The 26,056-nt window shown below is 62.5% G+C and carries 25 protein-coding genes; 16 read left to right on the plus strand and 9 right to left on the minus strand.

Annotated elements, in window-relative coordinates:
• Position 1: 1 nt before the first annotated feature.
• From UNPA324_RS27925 to UNPA324_RS27945, 5 genes are all read right to left on the minus strand, one after another.
• A complete protein-coding gene (locus UNPA324_RS27925) occupies positions 2-544 on the minus strand; it encodes a tripartite tricarboxylate transporter TctB family protein (protein ID WP_141937069.1) in 543 nt (180 codons plus the stop codon).
• 173 nt (positions 545-717) lie between these two features.
• Positions 718-1,692: a Bug family tripartite tricarboxylate transporter substrate binding protein gene (locus UNPA324_RS27930; RefSeq protein WP_502705460.1), complete on the minus strand. Its 975-nt coding sequence runs from the start codon at positions 1,690-1,692 to the stop codon at positions 718-720.
• A 156-nt stretch (positions 1,693-1,848) separates the two neighbouring features.
• Positions 1,849-2,643 carry an enoyl-CoA hydratase/isomerase family protein gene (locus UNPA324_RS27935; RefSeq protein ID WP_141937073.1) on the minus strand — a complete coding sequence of 265 codons (795 nt, stop codon included), beginning with the start codon at positions 2,641-2,643 and terminating at the stop codon, positions 1,849-1,851.
• 24 nt (positions 2,644-2,667) lie between these two features.
• Positions 2,668-3,867 carry a pyridoxal-phosphate-dependent aminotransferase family protein gene (locus tag UNPA324_RS27940; RefSeq protein WP_141937075.1) on the minus strand — a complete coding sequence of 400 codons (1,200 nt, stop codon included), beginning with the start codon at positions 3,865-3,867 and terminating at the stop codon, positions 2,668-2,670.
• A gap of 139 nt (positions 3,868-4,006) precedes the next feature.
• Entirely contained in the window at positions 4,007-5,209 is a 1,203-nt protein-coding gene (locus UNPA324_RS27945; RefSeq protein WP_181769542.1) for a pyridoxal-phosphate-dependent aminotransferase family protein, read from the minus strand.
• Between the two features lie 133 nt (positions 5,210-5,342).
• Between UNPA324_RS27945 and UNPA324_RS27950 the strand changes: the two genes are divergently transcribed.
• From UNPA324_RS27950 to UNPA324_RS27990, 8 genes are all read left to right on the plus strand, one after another.
• Positions 5,343-6,080, plus strand: a complete 738-nt coding sequence (locus UNPA324_RS27950) for a GntR family transcriptional regulator (protein WP_181769543.1) — start codon at positions 5,343-5,345, stop codon at positions 6,078-6,080.
• Positions 6,081-6,183: 103 nt separating this feature from the next.
• Positions 6,184-9,159 carry an FAD-binding and (Fe-S)-binding domain-containing protein gene (locus tag UNPA324_RS27955; RefSeq protein WP_141937081.1) on the plus strand — a complete coding sequence of 992 codons (2,976 nt, stop codon included), beginning with the start codon at positions 6,184-6,186 and terminating at the stop codon, positions 9,157-9,159.
• Complete coding sequence (locus UNPA324_RS27960; protein WP_141937083.1) at positions 9,152-9,580, plus strand: GlcG/HbpS family heme-binding protein; 429 nt, start codon at positions 9,152-9,154, stop codon at positions 9,578-9,580. Before UNPA324_RS27955 ends, UNPA324_RS27960 begins: the two co-directional genes overlap by 8 nt.
• Before the next feature lie 529 nt (positions 9,581-10,109).
• Positions 10,110-10,334: a hypothetical protein gene (locus UNPA324_RS27970; RefSeq protein ID WP_141937086.1), complete on the plus strand. Its 225-nt coding sequence runs from the start codon at positions 10,110-10,112 to the stop codon at positions 10,332-10,334.
• Between the two features lie 1,314 nt (positions 10,335-11,648).
• Positions 11,649-12,965 carry an ABC transporter substrate-binding protein gene (locus tag UNPA324_RS27975; RefSeq protein ID WP_141937088.1) on the plus strand — a complete coding sequence of 439 codons (1,317 nt, stop codon included), beginning with the start codon at positions 11,649-11,651 and terminating at the stop codon, positions 12,963-12,965.
• A 66-nt stretch (positions 12,966-13,031) separates the two neighbouring features.
• Positions 13,032-13,967 carry a carbohydrate ABC transporter permease gene (locus UNPA324_RS27980; protein WP_141937090.1) on the plus strand — a complete coding sequence of 312 codons (936 nt, stop codon included), beginning with the start codon at positions 13,032-13,034 and terminating at the stop codon, positions 13,965-13,967.
• Positions 13,968-13,970: 3 nt separating this feature from the next.
• The gene (locus UNPA324_RS27985; RefSeq protein WP_141937092.1) at positions 13,971-14,822 is read left to right on the plus strand and encodes a carbohydrate ABC transporter permease; all 852 of its coding nucleotides are present in this window, start codon (positions 13,971-13,973) and stop codon (positions 14,820-14,822) included.
• A gap of 76 nt (positions 14,823-14,898) precedes the next feature.
• Positions 14,899-15,990, plus strand: coding sequence for an ABC transporter ATP-binding protein (locus UNPA324_RS27990; protein ID WP_141937094.1), 1,092 nt, complete (start codon positions 14,899-14,901; stop codon positions 15,988-15,990).
• A 313-nt stretch (positions 15,991-16,303) separates the two neighbouring features.
• On the opposite strand, the gene UNPA324_RS27995 is transcribed toward UNPA324_RS27990, so the two are convergent.
• The 4 genes from UNPA324_RS27995 to UNPA324_RS28015 form a co-directional block, all read right to left on the minus strand.
• Positions 16,304-17,425: an IS630 family transposase gene (locus UNPA324_RS27995; RefSeq protein ID WP_141937095.1), complete on the minus strand. Its 1,122-nt coding sequence runs from the start codon at positions 17,423-17,425 to the stop codon at positions 16,304-16,306.
• A gap of 478 nt (positions 17,426-17,903) precedes the next feature.
• Complete coding sequence (locus UNPA324_RS28005) at positions 17,904-18,116, minus strand: hypothetical protein (RefSeq protein ID WP_141937097.1); 213 nt, start codon at positions 18,114-18,116, stop codon at positions 17,904-17,906.
• A 38-nt stretch (positions 18,117-18,154) separates the two neighbouring features.
• On the minus strand, positions 18,155-18,391 hold the full coding sequence (locus tag UNPA324_RS28010) for a response regulator (protein WP_246667226.1): 237 nt from the start codon (positions 18,389-18,391) through the stop codon (positions 18,155-18,157).
• 350 nt (positions 18,392-18,741) lie between these two features.
• Positions 18,742-19,065, minus strand: a complete 324-nt coding sequence (locus tag UNPA324_RS28015) for an antibiotic biosynthesis monooxygenase family protein (RefSeq protein WP_141937098.1) — start codon at positions 19,063-19,065, stop codon at positions 18,742-18,744.
• Positions 19,066-19,236: 171 nt separating this feature from the next.
• Here UNPA324_RS28015 and UNPA324_RS35365 point away from each other — a divergent pair, with 171 nt between their 5' ends.
• From UNPA324_RS35365 to UNPA324_RS28050, 8 genes are all read left to right on the plus strand, one after another.
• Positions 19,237-19,413 carry a hypothetical protein gene (locus UNPA324_RS35365; RefSeq protein WP_164936083.1) on the plus strand — a complete coding sequence of 59 codons (177 nt, stop codon included), beginning with the start codon at positions 19,237-19,239 and terminating at the stop codon, positions 19,411-19,413.
• 39 nt (positions 19,414-19,452) lie between these two features.
• Complete coding sequence (locus UNPA324_RS28020; RefSeq protein WP_246667227.1) at positions 19,453-19,713, plus strand: GcrA family cell cycle regulator; 261 nt, start codon at positions 19,453-19,455, stop codon at positions 19,711-19,713.
• Between the two features lie 290 nt (positions 19,714-20,003).
• Positions 20,004-20,459, plus strand: coding sequence for an RbsD/FucU family protein (locus UNPA324_RS28025; RefSeq protein ID WP_141937100.1), 456 nt, complete (start codon positions 20,004-20,006; stop codon positions 20,457-20,459).
• Between the two features lie 383 nt (positions 20,460-20,842).
• Entirely contained in the window at positions 20,843-22,501 is a 1,659-nt protein-coding gene (locus UNPA324_RS28030) for a type 2 periplasmic-binding domain-containing protein (protein WP_141937102.1), read from the plus strand.
• 106 nt (positions 22,502-22,607) lie between these two features.
• Positions 22,608-23,726, plus strand: a complete 1,119-nt coding sequence (locus tag UNPA324_RS28035; RefSeq protein ID WP_128918127.1) for a carbohydrate ABC transporter permease — start codon at positions 22,608-22,610, stop codon at positions 23,724-23,726.
• A gap of 40 nt (positions 23,727-23,766) precedes the next feature.
• Positions 23,767-24,672 (plus strand): carbohydrate ABC transporter permease, encoded by a 906-nt coding sequence (locus UNPA324_RS28040; protein WP_128918130.1) that lies wholly within the window; start codon positions 23,767-23,769, stop codon positions 24,670-24,672.
• 163 nt (positions 24,673-24,835) lie between these two features.
• Positions 24,836-24,982 carry a hypothetical protein gene (locus tag UNPA324_RS35370; protein WP_181769544.1) on the plus strand — a complete coding sequence of 49 codons (147 nt, stop codon included), beginning with the start codon at positions 24,836-24,838 and terminating at the stop codon, positions 24,980-24,982.
• Positions 24,983-25,071: 89 nt separating this feature from the next.
• On the plus strand, positions 25,072-26,019 hold the full coding sequence (locus UNPA324_RS28050; RefSeq protein ID WP_181769545.1) for an aminotransferase-like domain-containing protein: 948 nt from the start codon (positions 25,072-25,074) through the stop codon (positions 26,017-26,019).
• Positions 26,020-26,056: the final 37 nt, after the last annotated feature.

Consider the following 26,056-nt stretch of genomic DNA (forward strand, 5'->3'; position numbering starts at 1 on the left):
CCTAGTGGCCGAAGGCCGCTTCGAGCGGCCCTTTCGGCATGATGACGTCGAAGGCGATGTCGAAGGTGACGAACATGACAGCCGTGAACAGCAAGGCCGTGAGCAGCGACTTCCACAGCGCGATCTTGCCGACGAAGCGCATGAAGCCCGCGATCAGGAAGAAGCTCGCGACATAGAGGCCGAGGAACTGCGTCACCAGGCAGAACAGCAGCGTCGGCACGAACACCGCCATCACGCGGCGCGCCTGCGCGTGCGTGACGAAGGTCTCGGCCGCCTTGCGGTGCGCGATCAGCGCCACGACCAAGCCATAGAGGCTGCCGCCGCCGAGGATGACCGAGAGATAGAACGGAAAATAGCCGGGCTCGGGCCCGGTCGCGTCCCAGGACGCGCCGGTACGCCAATTGTCGTAGCCGAGCGTGACGGCGAGCGCGAGCAGCAGGAGGCAGACGAATATCTCGATCGTGCCGGAGGACACGACGGAGGGCGAGTCGTCTTCGGGCGCGGTCGGATCGTCGACGACGATTTCGAGATCGGTTTGCGACATGAGCTGATTTGCGAAAGCCTGCGTTACATCACCTCTCCCGCTTGTGGGAGAGGCCGGCGCGAAGCGCCGGGTGAGGGGACTCTCCGCGAGTCCATCTGTCACTACCTTCGGGAAGAGAGCCCTCACCCCAACCCTTTCCCCGCAAAACGGGGCGAGGGAGAAGAGGCAGACGACTACTTCGCGACGAAACCGGCTTCGGTCATCAGCGACTTGTTCAGCGCGTCATCCTCCTCGAGGAACTGCACCATGTCCTTGCCGGTGAGGAAGATCGGCTTCAAGGCCTGCTTCTCCATGTAGTCCTTGTACTCGGCGGTCTGCGTCACCTTGTGGAAGAGATCGACATAGAACGCCTGCTGCTCGGCCGTCACCTTGCCGGGCAGGAACATCGCGCGCAGCATCAGATATTGCACGTCGACGCCCTCCTCCTTGCAGGTGGGGATGTCGGCCCAGGACTGGGTGTCCGTCACCTTGCTGGTGTAGGAAATGCGCTCCTTGTCGAACACGCAGAGTGGACGCACCTGGCCGGCACGCCAGACTTCGAGATTTTCGGATGGATTGTTGACGTTGGCTTCGGTGTGGTTGCCGACCAACTGGGTCGCGGCCTCGCCGCCGGACTTGTAGGGCAGATAGGAGAACTTCGCGCCGGTCTTCTGCTCGAGGAAGACGGTCAGCACGTGGTCCTCGCGCTTGGAGCCGGTGCCGCCCATCTTGAACGGCGCGCTCGCGGCCTTGGCGGCCGCGACGAACTCCTTCACCGTCTTGGGGCCAGTGCTGTTGTCCCACAGCACGAACTGGTCGAGCGCGACCACCGAAACCGGGGTCAGCTCACGCCAGTTGAACGGGATCTTCGCCGACAGCGGCAGCATGTAGATCAGCGAATAGGCGATCAGCACCTTGTTCGGATCGCCCTCGCTGGACTTCATGTACATCAGCGCTTCCGCGCCCGAGGCGCCGCCCTTCAGCGAGACGACGATCGGCTGCTTCATCAGATTGTTCTTCTGGATCGCGGCCTGCATCATCCGCGCCATCTGGTCGGAGGCACCGCCCGCGCCTGCCGCCACCACGATCTCGACCGGCTTGGCCGGCTCCCAGCCGGCGAAGGCCGGCGTGCTCAACAACAGCGCCGTCGCAGCGCCGACGGCTTTCACTGGAATTCGCACGAGTTTCGTCCCCTGATGTTTTTTTGAGTTGTAGTGCGGAAAGATCTATCCCTGCATAGTGCGGACTAATACTGACGAGTTCAAGCAGAGGGGCGGTTCAGCGCGTATGACTTTCGACTGACGAAGCCGAAAACTCACCAGGCTTTACCTGCCCTTCCAGTTCGGCGAGCGCTTGTTGAGGAAGGCGTCCATGCCCTCGCGGAAATCTTCGCTCATATAGGCCTTCAGGATCAGGTCCTCGCCCTCTTCGCGCGACAGCGTGCGACGGATGCGGCGCACGGCTTCCTTGGTCGCCTCCAGCGTCAGCGGCGCGTGGCTGGCAACGAGCTTTGCGGTCTCGTCGGCGCGACGCTGCAGCGTCTCGACGTCGGGCACGACTTCGTTGAGCAGACCCAGCGCCAGCGCTTCCTGCGCCTCGACGAGGCGCGCCTTGAAGATCAAATCCTTGGTGCGGGCGGGTCCGACCAGCGCGACGACGCGGCTGATGTTGGACATCGACAGGCAGTTGCCGAGCGTGCGCGCGATCGGAAAGCCCATCCGCGTGGTCTCGGTGCCGATGCGCAGATCGCAGCAGGCGGCAATGCCGGCGCCACCGCCGGTACAGGCCCCCGCGATCGCCGCGATCACGGGCACGCGGCACTGCTCGAGCGTGCCGAGCACGCGGTCGATGCGCGCCTCGTAGTCGAGTGCGTCCTGCGCGGTCTTGAACGCACGGAACTGGGAAATGTCGGTGCCGGAGGCGAACGCCTTGTCGCCTGCGCCGGTCAGAATCAACGCCTTGATCGAACGGTCGGCGTTGATCTCCACGCAGATCTCCGCCATGCGGTCATACATGGCGAAGGTCATTGCGTTGCGCGCCTGGGGGCGGTTGAAGGTGATCCGCGCGATGCCGTCCGTGATGGAGTAGAGCAGGTCTTCGTTAGCATTCGGTGCGTTCATCGCGCTTTCACTTTCCAAGTTAGTTCAGGCCACCTGAGCTTTGGCCATCTGCACCGCGTCGCGCCCCTTCAGGACGTCCATGGCCGCCAACACACCGCCGCTCCGGTGCGGAATCTTTGCAAGATCGAGGCCCATCTCGACGCCGGCGAGCGTGCCCATCAGCATCAGATCGTTGAAATGGCCGATATGGCCGATGCGAAACACCTTGCCTTTGACCTTGTTCAGGCCGGTGCCGAGCGACATGTCGAAGTTTTCCAGCACCACCTTGCGGAACGCATCGGCGTCGTGACCCTCAGGCACGCGCACGCCGGTCAGCGCCGGCGAGTGCGCAGCCGGGTCGGAGCACTGCGTCTCCAGGCCCCAGACCTTGACCGCGGCACGCGTGGCCGCGCTGTGACGCTTGTGGCGGGTCCAGACGTTCTCCAGCCCCTCCTCTTCCAGCATCTTGACCGCTTCGCGCAGGCCGTAGAGCAGATTGGTGGCGGGCGTATAGGGGAAGGTGCCGAGCTTGTTGAAGCTGATGACTTCCTGCCAGTCCCAATAGGAGCGCATGCCGGGATTGGCCTTGGCGACAGCGAGCGCCTTTTCCGAGACGGCGTTGAAGCCGAGGCCGGGCGGCAGCATCAGGCCTTTCTGCGAGCCGGCGACCGAGACGTCGATGCCCCAGGCGTCGTGTTCATATTCCATCGAGCCGAGGCCGGAGATGGTGTCGACCATCAAGAGGGCCGGATGCTTGACCCGATCGAGCAGCTTGCGGACTTCGAGCGGCGGCGTCAGGCAGCCGGTCGAGGTCTCGTTGTGGACGACACAGACCGCCTTGATCGCATGCTGCTTGTCGGCGGCAAGGCGCTTCTCGATCTCGGCGAGGTCGGCACCATGGCGCCAGTCGCTCGGAATGAAGTCGACGTCGAGCTTGAACTTGTCGGCGATGCCGCGCCACAGCACGGCGAACTGGCCGGTCTCGCACATCAGCACCTTGTCGCCGGGCGAGAACACGTTGACCATCGCCGCTTCCCAGGCGCCGGTGCCGGACGAGGGGAAGATGATCACGGGCTGCTTGGTGCGGAACACCCGCTGCATCGCGGCGAGAACCGAGAAACCGAGCTCGGCAAACTCCGGACCGCGATGGTCCAGCGTCGGCATGTCCATCGCCCGCAGCACGCGGTCGGGCACGTTGGTCGGTCCTGGAATCTGTAGAAAATGCCTTCCAGTATGCACGGTCATCGGCGTCCTTCCCGGTCTAGCCTTGGTTTGGTGGGCGCCGAATAGCACCATTTGACCGGCTTGTCCTCTCTCGAAAGGGTCTGTCCATGCATGGCGGACCGGCCCGCCCTGGCCTGCCTTCCCTTCCATCGCGCCGCCTCTACGTGCCGACGATCTTCAGATGCGGCGAGGCATTGCCCTGCGGGCGCTGCTCCAGCAGCTTCATCGCGACGTCGACGCCGCCGGCGCGGTGCGGCACGCCGGCGACCGAGAGGCCCATTTCGACGCCCGTGAGCGCAGCGAGCAGCGTCAACGCGTTACATTCGCCGAGATGGCCGATGCGGAAGACTTTTCCGGCGACCTTCGACAGGCCCGAGCCGAGCGACATGTTGTAATTGTCGAGCACGACTTTCCGGAACTGGTCGGCGTCATGCCCCGGCGGCATCAGCACCGCGGTGAGCACCGGCGAGTACTCGGCCGGCTCCTGGCAAAGGATCTCGAGCCCCCAATGATCGACGGCGGCGCGCGTCGCCGCGGCAAGCCGCTGATGCCTAGCGAACACGTTGTCGAGCCCCTCTTCGAGCAGCATCGCGATCGCCTCGCGCAGGCCGTAGAGCAGATTGGTCGCCGGCGTGTACGGGAAGAAGCCTTTTGCGTTCGGCTTGAGCATCTCCTCCCAGTCGAAATAGGAGCGCGGCATCTTGTTGCTCTTCGCCGCAGCAAGCGCTTTCTCCGAGATCGCATTGAAGCCGAGGCCGGGCGGCAGCATAAAACCCTTCTGCGAGCAGCTGACGCTGACGTCGACCTTCCACTCGTCGTGGCGATAATCGACCGAGCCGAGCGAGGAGATGGTGTCGACCATCAGCAGCGCCGGATGGCCTGTGCGGTCGATCGCGGCACGGATCTCGGCGATGCGGCTGGTCGCGCCGGTCGAGGTCTCGTTGTGCACGACCATGACGGCCTTGATGGCGTGCGCCTTGTCTTCGACAAGTCTTGCCTCGACCACGGCCGGATCGGCGCCGCGGCGCCAGTCGCCGGGGACGAAGTCGACCTCGATGCCGAAGCGGCCCGCCATCTGCCGCCACAGCGTCGCGAAATGGCCGGTCTCGACCATCAGCACCTTGTCACCCGGCGACAGCGTGTTGACGATCGCAGCCTCCCAGGCCCCCGTCCCCGAGGAGGGGAAGATCACGACCGGACCCTTGGTCTTGAAAATCTGCCGGCTGCCTTCGAGTACGGTGCGGCCGAGCTCGCCGAACTCCGCGCTGCGGTGGTCGATGACCGGCATGTCCATGGCGCGCAGGACGCGCTCGGGGACCGGGCTCGGGCCCGGAATCTGGAGGAAATGACGTCCCTGATGCATGAAGACCTCCGTAGCGGCGGGTCCTGGTAAGACCTTGCCGCTATTTTGCATTCATTTTTTGTCACTTCAATCGAATTTTGGTATGCGATTGTGGACATCGACGCGATCGAACGGGCAAACTACTGTGCGGCAAATGAAATCCACGATTCCCGACACTGGGGTTCCGATCACCCCGCCCGCCGGCAATGGCGGCGACCGCCAGGAGGCCTCGCTGCACGGCGAGATCCTGCTGCGGCTGCGGGACTACGTGGTCGAGGGCAACATCCCGGACGGAGCCCGCGTTCCCGAGCGGCAACTCTGCGAGATGCTCGGCATCTCCCGCACGCCGCTGCGCGAAGCCCTGAAAGTGCTCGCCGCTGAGGGCCTGATCGAGCTCTTGCCCAACCGCGGCGCACGGGTGCGCCAGCTCAGCCAGCGCGACCTCGAGGAGCTGTTCGACGTCATGGCAGGACTGGAGAGCCTCGCCGGACGACTCGCTTGTGAGGCCATTACCGATGCGGAAATCGCCGCGATCGAGCAATTGCATTACGAGATGTACGGCCACTATCTGCACCGCGACATGCACGGCTATTTCCAGACCAACCAGCGCATCCACGAGAGCATCGTCGCAGCCGCGCGCAACGAGACGCTGAAGGCCGCCTACGCCAATTTCGCGGGGAGAATTCGCCGCGTCCGCTACTCCGCCAATTTCGCCCGCAAGCGACAGCGCTGGGCGGAGGCGATGCGCGAACACGAGGCCATCCTCGATGCGCTGCGCCGCCGCGCTACGAGCGAGCTCAGCGACATCCTGTTCCAGCACCTGCGAAACAAGCGGACTGCCGCGATCGAGCACCTGACCGAGCCCCAAGAGGATTCGCTGGCCTCGCCCTGAGGGCAGCCGGCTTGCTCATTTTGAATTCATAATATAATCGCTCAGGAAGAATAATGAATAACTCAGCAAGGCTGAGCCTTACTGGATCAGTCCGGGATCAGGGATGACAAACGCCTCCTCGTTCGAACGGCGCCTGCGGTCGGAACTGACCGGCGACGTCCTGTTCGACCCCTTCAGCCGCGGCCGTTACGCAACCGACGCCTCGTTTTACCAGATCGTGCCGGCTGGCGTGGTGGTGCCCAGGACCGTGGACGAGGCCTTGCGAGCGCTGGCGATTGCCCGCGACGAAGGGCTGAAGGTCACCCCGCGCGGCGGCGGCACCTCGCAATGCGGCCAGACCGTCAATGACGGGCTCGTGGTCGATCTCTCCAAGCACCTGAACCGGATCCTGTCGCTCGACGTCGAGGGCCGCACCTGCGTGGTTGAGCCCGGCATCGTGCTCGACGACCTCAACCGGCAACTGAAAAAGCACGGCCTGTGGTTTCCGGTCGACGTCTCCACGGCGTCGCGCGCCACCATCGGCGGCATGGCCGGCAACAATTCCTGCGGCGGCCGCAGCCTGCGCTACGGCACGATGCGCGACAACACACTGTCGATGGAGGCGTCCCTCGCCGACGGCACACTGAGCCGCTTCGGAGAGGTCTCGCGCGATCTCTCCGACGTCGAAGTGCCCGACAGCACCCGCGCCCTGTTCCGCGACATGCTCGACCTCGGGATGCGCGAAACCGAGGAGATCGCGGCGCGATTTCCCAAGGTGCAGCGCCGCGTCGGCGGCTACAATCTCGATGCGCTGGTGCCCCGCAACGCGCCGAACAACATGGCGCACCTCCTGGTCGGCTCGGAAGGCACCCTCGCCTTCACCACCAAGGTCGAGCTGAAACTGTGGCCGGTGATCCGCAACAAGGCGCTTGGCGTCTGCCATTTCGGCAGTTTCTACGAGGCGATGAATGCGGCCCAGCATCTCGTCAAGCTCAAGCCGATCGCGGTCGAACTGGTCGACCGCACCATGATCGCGCTCGGCCGCGACATCGCCATGTTCAGGCCGATCATCTCCGCAGCCATCAAGGGCGATCCGGATGCCGTGCTGGTCGTCGAGTTCGCCGAGGAGGACCAGGCCGATAACCTTGTACGCCTGAAGCAGCTCGGCGAGCTGATGGGCGACCTCGGCTTCGGCTGGACCAACGAACCGCGCAAATGGGGCGGCGTGGTCGAGATCACCGAGCCTGCCCTGCAGAGCGGCATCGCCGATTTCCGCGCCGCCGGCCTCAATGTCATGATGTCGATGAAGCAGGAAGGCAAGCCGGTCTCCTTCGTCGAGGATTGCGCGGTGCCGCTGCCGCACCTTGCCGACTATACCCAGCGGCTGAACGAGGTATTCGCCAAGCACGGCACCAGCGGCACGATGTATGCGCACGCCTCCGAGGGCTGCCTGCATGTGCGCCCGGTCCTGAATTTGAAGCTGGAGAAGGACGTGAAGGCGATGCGCGCCATCGCCGAGGAGGCCTTCGCGCTGGTGCGCGAGTACAAGGGCTCGCATTCCGGCGAGCATGGCGACGGCCTGGTGCGCTCGGAATTCCACGAGACCATGTTCGGCGAACGTCTCGTCGCCGACTTCAGGGCGGTGAAGCAACGCTTCGATCCCGACGGCGTGCTCAACCCCGGCAAGATCGTCGATGTCCCCAAGATGGACGACCGCTCGCTGTTTCGCTTCAAACCCGACTATCGCGTCGGCGAGCTGAAGACCAGGCTAGACTGGTCGGCTTATCCCGGCGCCGGCGGCGGCTTCCAGGGCGCGGTCGAGATGTGCAACAACAACGGCGCCTGCCGCAAGCTCGAGGGCGGCGTGATGTGCCCGTCCTACCGCGCCACGCGCAATGAAAAGGACGTCACCCGCGGACGCGCCAACACGCTGCGGCTCGCGATCTCCGGTCAGCTCGGCGCTGATGCGCTCAGCTCCGACGAGATGATGGAGACGCTGAAACTCTGCGTCTCCTGCAAGGCCTGCCGCCATGAGTGCCCGACCGGCGTCGACATGGCCAAAATGAAGATCGAGGTGCTGGCGGCACGTGCAGCGAACCACGGCCTGACGCTGCGCGATCGCCTGGTCGGGTATCTGCCGCGCTATGCCGGACTCGCATCACGCTTCGCGCCGCTGGCGAATTTGCGCAATCGCAGCCCGCTGCTGCGAAAGCTGTTCGAGCGCTTTGCCGGCATCAGCGCGCGCCGCGCTCTGCCCGGCTTTCGCAGCGACGTCTTCGTGCCGCCGGCAGAAGCGGTTGGACCCGCGGGCGGCCGCGAAGTCGTACTGTTTGCCGATACCTTCAATCGCATCTATGAGCGCGAGAATCTCGACGCCGCGCTGCGCGTGCTCGTAGCCGGCGGCTATCGCGTGCATCTGCCGAAGCCTGCAAGCGGCAGCCGCCCGTTATGCTGCGGCCGCACCTTCTTGTCCGCTGGTCTCGTCGATGAAGCCAGAACCGAACTCGATCGTCTCGTCAGTGCCTTTGCGCCCTTCGCCGCGCGCGGCGTGCCGATCGTCGGCCTGGAGCCGAGCTGCCTGCTGACGCTGCGCGACGAGCTCGCTTCGCTGCGCAAGGACGATGACGCCAAGGCGGTCGGCGCCCATGCCCTGACCTTCGAGGAATTTCTGGTGCGCGAGGCCGAGGCCGGCCGGCTGCAGCTGCCGCTCGGCAGCGTCGCGGACAAGGCAATGGTGCATGGCCATTGCCATCAAAAATCCTTCGGCGCCTTCAAGCCGGTCGAGCAGGTGCTGCGCCTCGTCCCCGGGCTCAAGGTCGAGACCATCGAATCGAGCTGTTGCGGCATGGCGGGCGCCTTCGGCTATGGCGCGGATACCTATGATGCCTCGATCGAGATGGCCGAGCTGTCGCTGCTGCCCGCCGTGCGGCGCGCCGACCAGACCACGTTGGTCGTCGCCGACGGCACTTCCTGCCGCCACCAGATTCGCGACGGCGCGGGACGCGAGGCGCTTCACGTCGCACGCGTGCTGGCGCTGAGCCTCGATCGCGCCGAAATCAATTCCACTTCCACCGCTGCAAAGGAACCCAGCCATGGCTGACCTCACGCTCGACATTGCCCGCAAGATTCTCGACGCCGCCTTCGCAAAATCCACCGAGTTGAAGCTGAAGCCGCTGGTCGTCACCATCCTCGACGCGCGCGGCGTGCTCAAGCTCGCCGCGGCGCAGGACGGCACCAGCCTGATGCGCGCTGAGATCGCGCACGGCAAGGCCTATGGCGCGCTGGCCATGGGCATGGGCTCGCGCGCGCTATTCCAGCGGGCGCAGGAGCAGGCCTATTTCATCGACGCCGTGAACACGATCGCCAAGGGCGCGCTGGTGCCGGTGCCCGGCGGCGTCTTGATCATGGACGGCACGACGCTGCTCGGCGCGGTGGGCATTTCCGGTGACACCTCCGACAATGACGAGGCCTGCGCGGTGGCGGGCATCCAGTCGGCGGGGCTGAAGGCGAATGCAGGTTAGGACCGATTCGCCGGTCGACGACAGGAGCCGCAGCGCTCTGGAGTACGAGTCTCGGTCTCACTCCGGCGGACTGCATCCAGCGGAAGGCTGGCGCGCGTCCTACACCGAGGGCATTCGACCTCCAGCCAAGCAAGCCCGCCGTTGAGGCATTGGCCGATCGTCGGGGACGGCTGGGCAGGGCCGCCGTAGCCCTGCATGCGGACCGACCAGGCTTCGGCCTCCGCCCGGTCAGCCTCCCGAATGGCCTGCTCGGCATGCTCGCGGGCTCCCTGAGCGCGGATCTTCGCCCCCATGATCCGGCCACCCCAGATGATCTCTCGCGACTTCGTGCCCATACCGGATAGATTCCGGCGAATGGGGAAGGAGGCAAGCCGCTAGCCCTAGAGATGCCCCGCGGCACCGTGCCCAAAGCTTGGTCAAGGACCAGCTGAGTCTTCGAAAATGTTTTTGAAATACCGAAATTCAACTTGCTCCGTCGGGCAAAACAAGGGTTCATAGGGCGCTGGCTCAACGATGAGGATCAGCGCAAATGGCGGATGAAATCGAGGCATCTTCGGAGCTGTCAAAGATTGCAAAGCTCAATGGAGACTTCAGGAGAAATTACGGTACGCTATTGGGCGCGTTCCTTTATCTGAGGTCGATCAGCGCGGCACGCGGCCGCTCATGGGTTTGGGGCGGTTTACTTGCGGCGGGAGTTGCGGCGGGAGTGACTTGGCTGCAGAAACAGCTGCTGCTCTGGTTATTCTCAACGTGAGGACTGAATGTCGCGACTTTGCCGGAGCCTATCGTAAATGGCACGCAATACAGAACTGAGCCGGCCGTGCCGGTAGTCAGCAAATTTGAGCTCTGACACTCGGAGCTTCCGGTCTTTCGTGAAGGGCAAATTCTTCGTGCCTAGCAAGAAGTAGTCCATGATGCTTGCGTTGGCTTCCTGCATTCGGATGAGAGAGCTTGGTCCGCCCTAGGGAACTTGAGCTTGCGAACATGCCATCGTCGGTGACGGCGGCCGTCAAGCGTACCATCTGCTACCGACCATGCGGTCGCGATCACAACCGTAAGCGCTCCATCGATCGTCAGAAGATTCAGTTCCGGAAGAAATGTCGCCTTTTCACCCCACCGCTGCAATTCGGCGATAGCCCAGGCGAGACGGGACTGTCATCTGGGTTATGAGGCTCTTGGGAATCGATCTGCACTGCTATCTTGGGCGGCACCAGCTGCGCGGCGATCGAGAAGATCTGGTGGTTGTAGGGATTCGGATTCGGGCAATGGTATAGCGTAGCCTTCGGCGGTCCTCCGTCGGCCCAGGCCTTGAGCGTCGGAAGTCGTGGCCTCCGCTCGAGGCCCCATCGCTTCGATTGCCTTCGGCGCGACAGCTGCGCCAGCAGGCTCCTTCCGCCGGCTCTTGATGAAGGACCAGAACCCCAGAATAAAGAAATGAAGGGCGCGAGCCGTTAGGCCTCACCGGCGACCCCGCGCGATTGCCCAAGAGAAGACTCCTCCATTGGCCACGAACCCGCAAAGCGACCTATGGGCAATTCTGTAGTCGCCTCAGATCAAGCGTCTTACGTAACAGCTTCGATACTTTTGGTGGCCGGCCAGTTCACGAGGTGAGACCATGGCCGCCGCGTCAAAGCTAGCACTTGATTTCCTACTGCGACGGGCGACAATGGCGTCGCGTTAGCTTCCGGTACCGAACTTCATATAAGACGGGGAAAACCCGCTTGGCCACGGCAATACCGTCGCTGCTCGGGAGGGACCGTTATGACGGTAGGGTTCATGCGCTGGCTCTGGCGCCGACACGATCCAGGCCGCCGGTCGCATCTCCGTTGCGATTGGCAACGATGTAATCGCGCCGCTGCCCTGCGAAGAATTCCCCAGTTTCGCGGCGAACTCGCCACCACGGCGCTGCAAGCGGAACATCAACAAATAATTATCGAGCCAACGTATTGCGCAGGCGACGGCGCGTCGCATGCGTCGAACCACGGAGGCGCGATAGACTGAAAGGGACTCGGAGCCGGCGTAAGACTGGCCGAAGGGCATCAGCTCAGACACACCGAGGGAGGAATCCATGACAACAGTTACCCGACGTAACGTCCTCAAGAGCGGTGCCGCGCTCGCGGGCGGCATGGCCGGCATTCTGGCCAGCGGCCGCGCGCCCGCTTTTGCACAGGGCACGACGGTGCACTGGCTGCGCTGGACCGACTTCGTTCCGGCGTCAGATCAGCTTCTGCGCAACGAAATCGCCAAGGAGGGCGAGAAGGCGCTCGGCATAAAGCTCAATATCGAGACCATCAACGCCAACGATATCCAGGCCCGCGTCACCTCGGCGATCCAGTCGGGGTCAGGCCCCGACGTCGTCTGCGTCCTCAACAATTGGGGGCAACTTTACGGCGAGAGCGTCATAGACGTCAGCAACATCGCTGAGGAACTCGGCAAGGGCCAGGGCGGCTTCTACGAAACGTCCCGCGCCGTCGCCAATGACGGCAAGAAATGGATTGCAGTGCCGTGGTGCATCGTCGGCCTGCAGATCGCGTACCGAAAGTCCTGGTTTGCCGAGATCGGCTACACCGATGGAAAATTTCCCCAGACGTGGGAAGAGTATCGCGAGGCCGGCAAGAAGCTGAAGGCAAAGGGAAGGCCCATCGGCCAAACGCTGGGCCACACCTTCGGCGATGCGCCCGCCTTCGCTTACCCCTACCTGTGGTCCTGGGGCGGCAAGGAGGTCGAGGCAGACGGCAAGACGGTTGCGCTGAATAGCCCGGCAACGGTCGAGGCGGTAAAATTCATGGTGGCCTTCTGGAAGGACGCCCACGATGAAGGCGGACTCGCGTGGGACGATTCCAACAACAACCGCGCTTTTCTGTCCGGGACATGCAGCGCCACGCTCAATGGCGCCTCGATCTACATCGAGGCCCTGCGCAAGCCGGATACCTACAAGACGGAGGCCGGCGGCCCGCTGAAGGACGACATCCTGCATGCCGCGCTGCCCAAGGGCCCCGGCGGACAGTTCAGCTATCACGTCCCGTTCTCGAACCTCCTGATGGGTTATTCGAAGAACCAGGATGCGGCGAAGAAATTCCTTGGCTGGATTCACTCCAAGGACGTCTACGACAAGTGGTTCGTCTCCCAGAAGGGCTTCTCGGTCGGCCCGACCACGGATTGGGAAAAGCACAAGCTGTGGGGCGACGACCCGATCATGCTGCCCTACAAGCAAGCCGCGCGCACAGGGCGCTTCGCTGGCTACGAGGGACCCTCTACGCGCAAGGCAGCCGAAGTCGTGACCAAGTACGTCATCGTTGATATGTACGCAAAGGCTGTCCAAGGCATGCCCCCCGAGGATGCCGTGAAATGGGCAGAGGCTGAGCTCAAGAAGGTCTACGTCTGAGGATAAGCCGCCCCCCCTCCCATTTTTCGAGGGGCGGCGGAATCTTCCGGCCGACGAGGATCGAACATGGCGATAAGCGCGGTTTCCGACACCACGCTCCGCGAGGCGCCCCCTCCCCGGCGACAGCGTTTGCTCGAGGACGAGCGCTGGCTGGCGTTCGTGCTGCTGGTGCCGACCATCGTACTGCTCGGCATGTTCATCGCCTATCCCTTCATGCGAGGGATATTGCTGTCGGTCACCAGCTCGCGCGTCGGTATTCCCGGCGACTTCGTCGGCCTCGCTAACTTCTTCAAGATCTTCAATGACGGGATCTTTCGCACCTCCGTTTACAACACCTTCCTCTATACGGGCGTGACCACCGTCTTCAAGCTGGCGCTCGGACTGTGGCTCGCCATGCTGCTCAACCGTAATTTCCGCGGCAAGGCTTTTACCCGTGCTTTCATCCTGCTGCCTTTCATTATCCCGACCGTGCTCTCGACTTTCGCCTGGAAGTGGATGTTCGACCCGACGTTCAGCGTTCTCAATTGGCTCCTCTACCATTTCGGCTTGATCACCGGTCGGATCAATTGGCTGGGCGATCCGGACCTCGCCATGATCTCGATTATCATCGTCAACATCTGGCGCGGGGTGCCGTTCTTCGCCATCAGCCTGCTCGCCGGCTTGCAGACCATCAGTCCCGAACTCAACGAGGCCGCCGCGATCGACGGCGCCAAGCCGTGGCAGCGGTTTTGGCACATCACCTGGCCGCTGCTGCTGCCCGTGACCATGGTCGTGGTGCTGTTCTCAGTGATTCAGACATTCGCCGACTTCCAGATCGTCTATGTGATGACGGGCGGCGGACCAGCCAACGCAACGCACCTGTTCGCCACCTACGCCTATCAGATCGCCATCGGCACCGGCCTCTTGAGCGAGGGCGCCGCCATCGCGCTCGCCATGTTTCCCATCCTGTTTCTCGTCGTCATCATCCAGCTTCTCTACATCCGCCGCGTGGAGGTCCGCTGAGCCATGATCGAAGGTGCAAGGTGGCGAAAGTGGGTGTTCTTCTACGTCCCCATGGCTCTGTTCCTGCTTTTCCTGCTGTTCCCGTTCTACTGGATGGTGATCACTTCGGTGCGGCCGGACGGCGAGCTGTACCGGCCCTGGAATTCGATCAACTACAATCCGTTCTGGACCTGGAAACCGACCTGGGACCATGTCAGGTACCTGTTCGAGGAGACGCTGTTCGCATCGTGGCTGTGGAACACGACGTTCATCGCGCTCGCGTCGACCGCTATCTCGCTCGTGTGCGGTGTGTTCGCCGGCTATGCTCTGTCGCGGCTGAACTTTCCATTTGCCGGCAGCCTGGGCACCGCCATCTTCATTACCTATCTGGTGCCTCAGACGCTGCTGTTCATTCCGCTGGCAGAGATCATACGCAACTATCGGCTGGGTGACACGCCTTGGTCACTGATTCTGACCTATCCGACCTTTCTTATTCCGTTCTGTACCTGGCTCATGATGGGCTACTTCAAGGCGGTACCCAAGGAGCTCGAGGAATGCGCGCGCATTGACGGTGCCTCGCGCTGGCAAGCTATGCTCTACATCGTCATCCCGGTGGCGATCCCGGGCATCCTCTCGGCCGGCATCTTCGCTTTCACGCTGTCGTGGAACGAGTTCATCTATGCGCTTGTCTTCCTATCCTCGCCTGAGCAAAAGACTGTGCCGGTCGGCGTCACATCGGAGCTGATCCGCGGCGACGTATTCTACTGGGGACCGCTGATGGCTGGGGCCCTGCTTGGATCGATACCGGTTGCTATCGCCTATTCGTTTTTCGTCGAGCACTACGTCGCAGGATTGACCGGATCGGTGAAAGGCTGACAGCACCACGGATCAAGGGGATTCGAAAGCGCGCATACAGACTGCGCATAGGCCGTTGGGAGGCAGGTGGAAGCGGATGGGCCAGGTCGTCCTCAAGGAGATCAACAAGTTCTTTGACGGCGTGCACGCTGTCAAAGACGTCAATCTGCAGATCCGCGACAAGGAGTTCATGGTGTTCGTCGGACCCTCCGGCTGTGGCAAGACGACGACGCTCAGGATGATCGCCGGGCTTGAAGCGATCAGTTCCGGCGACATTTCCATCGACGGCAACGTGGTCAATGGATTGGCGCCCATGGACCGCGACATCGCCATGGTGTTCCAGAACTACGCGCTGTACCCGCACATGAGCGTGTACGACAACATGGCGTTCGGCCTGAAGATGCGCAAATTCGAAAAGCCCGAGATTGACAAGCGGGTGCTGGAGGCGGCTGACATCCTCGGCATCGGCGATTTGCTAAAGCGCAGGCCACGCCAGCTCTCAGGCGGCCAGCGCCAGCGCGTAGCGTTAGGCCGCGCTATTGTGCGCCACCCCCGCGTGTTTCTGTTCGACGAGCCGCTGTCGAACCTCGATGCCAAGCTGCGGGTGCAGATGCGCGTTGAGCTGAAGAAGCTGCATCTGCGTCTCGGCACTACAGCCATTTACGTTACCCACGATCAGGTCGAAGCCATGACGCTGGGTGACCGGGTCGTCGTCATGAAAGACGGCGTGGTGCAGCAGGTGGGGGAGCCGCTCGAGCTGTACAATCAGCCCGCTAACAAGTTCGTCGCCGGCTTCATCGGCTCGCCGGCGATGAATTTCGCCGCTGTTACGGTGACCGAGGCGAACGGATCGCTGATCGCCGAGAACTCCGGCCTGCGCATCAAGCTGCCGGACGAGACCGCGCAGCGCCTGCGCGGTCATATCGGGCGCGAGGTCATGCTCGGCGTACGACCGGAGGACCTCACAGTGGCGGGTAGCGCTGATCTCGACCTCCCGTGCTTCGATGCGGTGATTGAGGTGGTCGAGCAACTCGGCTCGGAAATCCTGCTCGATATGAAGGTCGGCGAGAATATCATGGTGGCGAGCGTCGAGCCGACCGCGAGGGTGAGGGTGGGCGACAAGCTGCGCTTTGCCATGCGGCCTTCCAGGCTTCATGTTTTCAACGCGCAGACCGAGGCGGCCATCTAACGCCGGCAGTTGGACAATTCCACTTGCGACGGGAATTTGCTCAAAGCCAGTGACCTCCCTGTCTCCAGCTTCGATGACGCCAAGAGACAGCGAAGGCACTTGGCCTAACAATTCCCGAGTCCCTCTTGCTGCGTGCCAACGCGGCGATTGATGATGCCATTTGCCTGCGGTACCGGAGTCCGTTATTGGCCTCTCTGAGACATGCGGGCCCGGCCGAATGCCCGATTTGCCGAGAAGCGTGCAGCTCCATCCCGTAGATTGCAGACATGTGTCTTTCCAGTTGTGGAGATGGGGCTGGTTCTGAAACGGGCGCTTATGACTCTTTGGAAGTGGCGGGATAGGCGCGGCCCATTTTGGCGCGGGCCTTGTCTGTTGTGAACATCCATTTGACACGGGAGCGGGCGGCATTTCGCCTCCGTTCCCAGATGGCGATCTCGCGGCGCAGTCGCTTGGAATCGTCGATCCTGCGATCCAGGCACTGGCCGCGCAGGACGCCGATCTCAATCTCGACCATGTTGAGCCAGCTTGCGTGCTTGGGGGTGTAGTGGAACTCGAGCCGTCGCAAGATCCGACTGGCTTCGACGGGCGGGAACGCCTGGTACAGGGCACCGGCGGAGTGGGTCGATAAATTATCCTGAACGACTCGGATTATCTCGGCGTCGGGATAATGGATGTCGACGAGGTCGCGCATACACCGGGCGTAGTCTTCTGCCGCGCGCCACTCGGTGACTTTGACCTTGCGCCAGGGACGATGCACGTCGAGAAGCACGAAGAGATTGACCGTACCATTGCGACGATACTCGTAATCGTAACGTTCGAACTGACCCGACTTGGCCGGGATGGGCTGACGCGCCTCGCCAATGAGCTGCACCGGGCTTTCGTCGACGCACACCACCGGCCGCCTGGGGTGGGGCGCTTCGGCGTAGAGATCGAGAACCTCCTCCATGCGGGCGACGTACTCACCATCGACCTGCGGAATGCACCACATGTCCTTGCGCCAGGGCTTGAGGCCATTTTCGGCCAGGCGCCGCCGAACCGTCTCGTGCGACAGGCTCGTGTGCTCGGTGAGCTTGACCATCGCGCCCCCCAGCAGTTCGAGCGTCCAGCGGGCGCGGCCTTTCGGAGGGCTGGCGCAGGCGGTTGCCACCAGCAGCGCTTCCTCCTTGCCCGTGAGCTTGCGCTCCTCTCCGGGACGCGGCTCGTCGCTCAGCGCCCGTTCCAGATTGCCTTCCACGAAGCGGCGCTTGATCCGGTACACGGGCGAGCCGCCTACGCCGACGCTCCTTGCGATCTCATCGTCGCCGGCACCGGCATCGGCGGCCAGCAAGATCTGCGCTCGCTTGAGCTTGTGCGACGCATGCTTGCCGCTGCTGAGCAGCGCCCTGAGTTCCGTGCGCTCAATTTGGCTGAGATCGACCCGATAGCGTACATTCATGGCGTGCTTCCGTGTTCGAGGCACGCACCAACAACTGAATCGGATGGCCGACGTGAGTCCTTCGGCAAAACCCTTCACGCCCACGCAGGGGCAGTATCTGGCCTTTATCCACCTCTATCCGCGCCTGCACCGTAGACCCCGGCCGAAACCGACATGCAGGAATATTTCCGCGTCAGCCCGCCTTCGGTTCACCAGATGGTGCTCACGCGGAACGAGCCGGCCTCATTAGGAGGCAGCCCAGAACGCCTCGCAGCATCGAGGCCATCGTTAATCCCAAACTCCTGCCCGAGCTAATCTGATCGCCGGACGCAAACTGTCAAAATCACTGTGCAGAGACACTAGAAGCCGATGTTTCAGGTTGCTAGTCATGGCGTGCCTTCCGGCTTCGCAGCAGCGCGGTCAGATGCGCCGGCGGGCACCCGGCTCCTGCGGCGATCCCATGCCGCCGTGGGCATCGCGCCGGATCTCGACACGATCCTTATGCTTCGCCCGCCCTCGAAAAGATCGACGCAGGCGGCGTAGTTTGCGCCGGCAGTGGCCGCTCAGCGATCTTCGAGGGCCGCGACTGAACGCCCAGCTTTGCGTCGTATCGGCCGACCAGCGCCAGCAAGCGACGCCTGGTGAAGGGATCGGCCCGGTCGGCCAAAATCCGAATGCGCTGCAACTGTTCTCTGCAGAAGTCCTCGTCCATCACGCCCACCCCATACCCGCGCAAGCCCCCACCGAACATCATTGCGGCGGTTTCAGTTCGCTGGCGAGCCAGCCGACCGCATCCGTCTTCATCGGATCCACGACAAAAGAGACAGTTTCAGTGCGCTCGCAGGTCGAGCATTCGAAAGTGCGCTCTTCGGTTCCTCTTTGGCCGGGAGAGATGCGAGCCAACGCCATCCGGTGCGGGCATACCGGACACATCGGTCGTTCGTTGGTCGAGGCAGTCATCCCTGAAATCCTGGAGAAATGGATCATGATACTTTCCGAACCGAGAGTCTTTAGCTTTTGTGCTCCCGCCCGCGTGCCCGGAGGAACGAGTCCGGTCGACCCAGGTTGACTCCACAGGTCCGCGCGCAAATGCGTGGCCTGCGTGGCTCCGCCCCCAAGCCCCCAAAAGCCCCCCAAAGGCGGGGCTACGCTCATGCGAGTGCATCGGCTTCGAATATCGTCCCCTTTCGTGCAACATCGACCCGTGCGCCGTCAGAGGATGGAGTTGCCGCGTTTACGCGGGATGAGGTCAGTCGTGAGCGCCGCTTGTGGGTCAAAGGGCACGCCGATTCACACGTCAGGCTCTGTGCAGGATCTCGATGCAAGTGTGAAAACGCTTAGTCGGCGTCCAGAACCTCGACAACTTCATAGAGATGGGGATCGATTTGATCGGTCAAGTTGCCAAACGTGCGCCACTCCTTACGAAAGCCCGGCGATTGGTGGGCAGAATGCAGCTGTTCGCGATTTTGCCATTGGATGTAGTTGACGATGCGCCGACCGTCGAGGCTTCGATGCAAGCTGATCGATACAAAGCCCGGCTGACGCGCCATGAATCGTGCTCGATCAGCCATCAGCGAGAGAGCCTCTTTCTGCTTGGCCGGTTCGGCTTCGATGAAAGTGATCTGCGTGACCATCTGACTACCTGTTTGAATATGGGCCATGGAGCTACTCCTTCTGGGCTCAGGTTCCTCTCGAAACCCCTCCGCCTCCAATGATGCTCATTCCGAAGGTTTGAACTCCCGAGCCGTAGTAAGGGTTCAAAATCGGGTACCATCTCAATCCGTGGTCAGGTCTTCGCATTCGGTTATTGGCGTTTTTCGAGGAGCAACAACATGAAGCAACACATTCTCGAGGTCTTTTCTCCTGGGTCGATTGACTGGAGTTCGCTCGTGATCATCGGCAGCGCGATGCCACCCCGCGATCCTGATGAAGACGAAGATGACGATGAGGAAGATGAAGAGGACCGCGCCGACGAACCACCGGTCGTGCGCGAGCCAGACGAAGACTAGACTATCCGGTCGTTGGCAGTTGGCGTTATAGTATCTCGCATGAGTTGGGATGAGAGAGACTTAGCGCTGCTCAAAGAACTCTGGGCATTGGGACACAGCGCCGCACAGATCGCGCGCGCACTCGGGTGTAGCCGTAACGCAGTTTGCGGGAGGCTGACTCGATTGCACCTGAAGCGTGGTCACAAGCCGCCAGCAGCAAAGCCCAGAATAAGGCTAGTCCCGACGGCCGGCGTTGTCGGCCGCCTGTGCCGGCCCGATGGAAAAGGAGGTATCGAAACCGCTAGAGAGGCAGCAGCCTAATGAATTCAGCAGGCGCGAGCTTTACGCCATGCTAGCTGAGGCGGTCAGGAATACGGGCTAGGGGCTCATCGCGACATACAGCAAGACCAGGACGCGGCGCGGCCGTCTCCAACGGCCGATTCGCGCTCGCGATCACGCGTTGAGCGCGATCGACGAGGACGGCCGACGCGCCGAGATCGATGCCGAGATACATGATCCTCGCAAATCGTGGAGCCGATATGGACGACGGCTCCGCAACGTCGGATAGTTAATCAATCCAAGAAGCCTGATCTCGTCAAGGGAGACGCCGCATGCTGAAATCGATCGATCCGCTTTTGAATGCCGATGTTCTCTATGCGCTGCGGTCCATGGGGCATGGCGACGATCTCGTGCTCTGCGACACGAACTTTCCGGCCGACGCGGTCGCGCGCCAGACTGTGCTGGGGCGACTGCTGCGCATCGACAACGTCACCGCAAGCCGCGCCGCCCGCGCGATCCTGTCGGTACTGCCGCTCGACAGCTTCGTGGACAAGCCGGCCTCCCGCATGGAGATCGTCGGCCAGCCCAACGAAATTCCGCCTGTGCAGAGCGAGGTCCAGGCCGAAATCGATGCGGCGCAGGGCCGATCTTTTCCGATGGCCTCAGTCGAGCGCTTTGCATTCTACGAGCTTGCGAAGAGATCCTATTGCGTGGTCCAGACCGGAGAGCGGCGCTTCTATGGCTGCTTCATCTTCAAGAAGGGCGTCATCCCGCCTGATGCTGCTTGAGGTGAACACCTCACAAGCCGTCTGGACGACGGCACGGCTGCGCGAGGCGCCTGACATAAATACGACGTCGAGATGATGTCGCGCTTGCGGAACCTGCTCATTCACGATCACCGCGACGGTGATCGGCGCTGCACGGCATCAATCATCTTGCAGCGCGGCATCGCGAAGACTCTGCTCTGGTTCGCGCATCGACGGCACGCGCGACCTCAACTTCACGCGCATTCGTTGACTTTGATATGTGCCGCTGCATACTCGACACGGCCTCTGCCGCCATCGCCACGACGCGGAAGTCCGCCGAGCGTCATGTCATCGAGGTGCTCGGGCGAGGTGGACTTCACAAAGGAAGGTCACGCAAAGAAAGTCAAAAACGGGAGGGTATCGCGGTGAAACAGCACGATCACGATCAGCATTCCGCATTCCAGCCGAACCGGCGAACGGTGCTGAAAGGCGCGGCGAGCGCCGCAGCACTCGGCACCAGCGGAGCACTCGGCACGTTCTCGGAACTCGCATTGGCGCAAGCCAACCTACGCGCGCAGATCGCGCAAATTCCGGGTGTCGGCAAGGGTGCACCGACGGACGCCGATTGGCAGAAGGTCGGCGAACTCTGCCTCGGCCCGACCAAAGCGAGCATCAAGGAAGGCGAATTCAAGGGTGTCGAACTCTCGTTTATGGGACTCAACAATCAGAACCTGCATAATCTCCTGTTCCGCGGCTTCCTCAAGCCGTGGGAAGCTTATACGGGCGCGAAAATCTCCTGGATCGATCTCGCCCAGGCCGACTACAACCCACGGCTCCAGCAGGCGATCGCGACGGGCACGGTCGATTTCGACATCCTCGAGATGGGCGCGCCGTTCGAGGGCGATGTCTGTGGCAAGGGACTGGCATCGGAGATGCCGGACTGGGTCAAAAAGCAGATCGATATCGATGACTATGTCGAATATCTGAAGCCGCCGGTCGGAACCTGGAACGGCAAGACCTATCGCGTCACCATCGACGGCGACTGCCACAACTTCAACTACCGCACCGACGTCTTCTCCGACGCAGCCCTTGCCAAAGCCTGGAAGGACGCCGGCAATACGGGCGAATGGGGCGTGCCGAAAACCTGGCAGCAGGTCCAGGCGGTGACGAAATTCCTCAAAGGCAAGAAGATCAAGAACCAGAACGCGTTCGGCTATCTCGATGCGCCAAAGCCCTGGGGCGGCTTCGGCTTCTATTTCCTCGGCAGCCGCGCCTCTGCCTACGCCAAACATCCCGACGACAAGGCTTGGCTGTTCGACATCGATACGATGAAGCCGCGCATCAACAATCCGGCCTGGGTGCGCGCTATCCAGGACGTCATTGACGCGCTGCCGTTCGAGCCGGCCGACCAGCTCAACGCCGATCCGAACACCACCGGCTTCCAGCAATTTCTCGCCGGCATCGGCTCGATGATCCCCTGGTGGGGCGACATCGGCCAGGTCGCCAAGGCGAGTGACACCTCGATCATCGGCGATATCGTCGGCTTCGACATCCTGCCGGGATCGGACGATGTCTATAATTCCAAGACCGGACAGTGGGACAAGCTCGCGAGCGGTCCGAACCACGCGCCGAACTGCGCTTATCTCGGCTGGGGCGTCTATGTGATGGCCAGGGTCAATGGCGACGAGAAGAAGCACAAGGCCGCCTGGAGCGCGGCCGCGCATCTCGGCGGCAAGGATCTGTCGCTGTGGATGGTGATGTATCCGTCGGGCTTCCAGGCCCACCGCACCAGCCACTTCCAGTTCGACGAATGGGTGGCCGCGGGCTATGACCGCAAATACATCACCTCCTACCTCAACTCGCAGCTTGGCTCCTACAATCATCCGAACCGGGCGGTCGAGCCGCGCATCCCCGGCATCTTCCAGTACTACAGCATCGCGGAGGATGAGCTGACGAAGATTTTTGCCGGCAAGGTCGACGCGCAGACCGGCGCGAACAACATCGCCGCCGCCTGGGAGAAGCTGACCGACCAGATTGGCCGCGAGCGGCAGATCGGACTCTACAAGGCCTCGCTCGGCGTGTAGCCGCATGAGCATCACGAAGACCCTCGGCTGGCGACGCTCTCGCGGTGCCAGCCGAAAACTTGCCCGGCGGCCGGCCGGCATTCAGGATCGGCAGAGTTCGATTGCCATGCAGAATTCAGCTCCCGTGACCGACGACCTGCACCAACAGCTCGCGGTAGCGCGCGCACCGGCCAGGCGGAAGGCCGCCGGCCGCGCGCTTGTCGCGCTGGCGTCGCTCGGCTTCCTGCTCGTGCTCCTGGTCCAGATCCTGCACACGACCAGTGCGACCGCGTCCGGGTTCTCCGATTGGCGACCGATTCTCATCGCCTATCTCATCTGGGCCCTCGCCTTCGCCATCGCCCAAGTGCTGATCCGCGGCGAGCGCGGCCAGCGCGCGCTGTTCCTGCTGCCGGCGGTGTTCTTCACCATTGCGGTGGTGATCTTCCCGACCATCTTCGGGATCTATATCGCCTCGCTCGACTGGAATCTCAGCTCGGTCGAAGGCCCGCGCTTCAGCGGCTTCGGCAATCTCGTCGGGATGCTCAACGACACCTATTACTGGAACGCGCTGGGCAACATGATCTTCTACGCGGTCGCAGTCCTCGGCGAGTACGCGATCGCGTTCGGCCTCGCGCTGCTGCTTAGCGCCGAGATCCGCGCGCGTAAGTTCTTCCGTGTGGTGTTCCTGCTGCCGATGATGCTGAGCCCTGTCGCGGTGAGCTGGATGATCGGCAAGTCGCTCCTCGAATATCGCTTCGGGCCCGCTGCGGCGCTGGCGCGCTATCTTGGATGGGAGAACCCGGCGTTCTTCGCTTCGCCCTGGATGGCACGCTTGAGTATCCAGGCGATGGACGCCTGGGTGTCGATCCCCTTCATCATGATCATCCTGCTCGCCGGCCTCCAGGCCATGCCGCGGGAGGTACAGGAGGCCGCCAAGGTCGATGGCGCCAACGCCTGGCAGTCGTTCTGGCACGTCACCTTTCCGATCATGCTGCCGGTCAGCATCACCGTCCTCATCATCCGCATCATCTTCAAGCTGAAGCTTGCGGACATCGTAATCAACGTGACGGCCGGCGGGCCCGGGGGCGCCACCGACACCGTGTCGAGCTTCATCTATCGCGTGTACCGCGACCGCTCCAATGTCGGATACGGCACGGCACTCGCCATGGTCTATCTGGTGCTGATCATCGTCCTCCTGACGCTGCTCCTGCGCCTGTCCAAGCGTTGGACGCAGAGAGTCGTCTAGAACCAAGGAGTCCACGCGCGTGTCGATATCGACTTCGGCATTGAAGCCGGTCCGACGGCATCCCGCGGCACCGCGCGCCAAGCGGGCGCTTGGCCGCGTGCTGATCTATGCCGCGCTCCTGTTCTGGACGCTCATTTGCCTCTTCCCGATTTACTGGACGGTGACGACGTCGTTCAAATCGGCGGTCGACGTGACGCAGGCGCATCTGATCCCTTGGGTCGATTTCCAGCCGGACTGGAAGGGATGGCGCTCGCTCGGGCTTTCGCCAGACGCGCTGTTCGGCACCTCGACCGCCCGCGCGGAGTTCACGAGCCGGTTCGTCAACAGCATCATCACCTCGGTCGGCGCGTCCCTGCTCGCGTTGATCCTCGGTTCGCTTGCCGCTTATGGCCTCAGCCGCTTCCGCTACAAATTCGCCTGGATGCGCAACGACGACATCCTGTTCTTCTTCATGTCGCAACTGATCTTGCCGCCGGTCGTGCTCGCCCTGCCCTTCCTCGTGCTCTACAAGGCGCTCGCGCTGCTCGACACCCGCTTCGGCCTGATCCTGCTCTATACGCTTTCCGTCCTGCCCATCGTCATCTGGATCATGCGCGACCAGTTCAACGCGATTCCGATCGAGCTCGATGAAGCCGCGTTCGTCGATGGACTGTCGACCTGGGGCGCGTTCCTGCGCATCGTGCTGCCGCTTGCAGTGCCCGGGATGGTGGCCGCTTTCATCCTGTCGCTGGTGCTGTGCTGGAATGAGTATTTCTTCGCAGCCCTCCTCACCAGCACGGATGCGAAGACGCTGCCGGTGATGGTGGCGAGCCAGACCGGCTCGCAAGGCATCAACTGGTGGTCGATGGCAGCGCTGTCGACGGCGGCAATCGCCCCGCTCGTCCTGGTCGGCATCTTCCTCGAGCGCTACATTGTCAGCGGGCTGACGACAGGCGCGGGAAAGTAGCACGGTCCGGCAATTGTACCGAAGATGTGGCGACGGGCGCGCCGGCCACACGCAACGTTGCATACGATACTCGCCGCCCGGCGCGGACCGGACTAACCTCAGGGTTGCTGGGCCGGTCAGCCTACCGGCCGAACCGAACCGCGAGGACGCAAAGACGACGGGTGTGACCACGCTCATGTTTCACGACGAAGGATCCAAAACGATCGCGGATCTTATCGACGGCACGGTCGGCTGCCCAACGTGCCATGCCTATTTTGCTGCCGGGGCGACGGGGCTCATCGTGAAGCCCAAGCGGAAAATCCAGCTGTAGATCCCAGTCCTCCTCAAGGTGCGACACGGAGATCGCGAGAAGCGGAAGCTCGCGGGCTTATTTCGGGTGAAGTCGGCCGAGGCACCTTCGTGCAGCGGCGACGCCCCTCGCCCAACGGCGGAGCAGCTGGGCAGGGCAGCATCAATCTCGCACTCAATGTGCCGCCGTCGACCGGCGAGAGCGAGCTCATCGCATCCGTGATGTCCGAATTGCTGGACGATGGCGTGCTCGAGTCTCTGCTGGGCTACCTCCCACACCAGGGCGCGGCAGCTCACAGAGAGATATTTCTGGGGTGGCTTTCCGATCTCGGATTGAAGACGGACGTTCAGAACCTCTCTATAACTCACGGCGGTCAGCACGCGATCTCGATCGCACTCAATATGGTTTCCGCACCCGGTGAAGCGGTGCTTACCGAGCAATTTACTTATTCCGGAATGGTAGCGCTGTCGTCGCAGAACGGCTATCGCTTGCACGGCGTGCCGGGCGATGCCCACGGCCTGCTTCCCGAAGCGTTGGATCGCGCTTTCGGCGAAACCGGAGCGCGCGCGCTTTTCGCGACCCCTACCTTGCAGACGCCAACCGCGACGGTGATGTCGTCCGAGCGGCGCGAGCTGATCGCGAACGTGATCAAGAAGCACGGCGCTTTCCTGATCGAAGACGACGTCTATGCGTTCTTGTTCGAATCTCCCCCTATCCCGATCTCGATGCTGATCCCCGAGCGAAGCTTTTACGTGAGCAGCTTCGCGAAGTGCCTCGCACCTGGCCTGCGCATCGGCTCACTCGTCGCTCCGGAGCCTTTCCGCGATCGCGTCATCAATGCAATCCGCGCCACGGGGTGGATGGCGTCTCCCATAATGTCGGAGGTCGTTTCGCGGCTGATCCATAGCGGCGATCTCTCGAGACAGGTGCATGCCAAACGCGGGGCGGCGGCGCGCCGCAATGCGATTGCGGACCGTGTATTGGGCAACTGGCTCTCGCCGTTGTCGGCTGCCCCGGCTTCCATCGCTGGCTGCCTATTCCGGCCGGACGGACCCTGATCGCGTTGATAACGCAGGCCGCTCAGTCCGGTATCAC

The organism is Bradyrhizobium sp. UNPA324 (assembly GCF_006658635.1).
Lineage (GTDB): Bacteria > Pseudomonadota > Alphaproteobacteria > Rhizobiales > Xanthobacteraceae > Bradyrhizobium > Bradyrhizobium nanningense.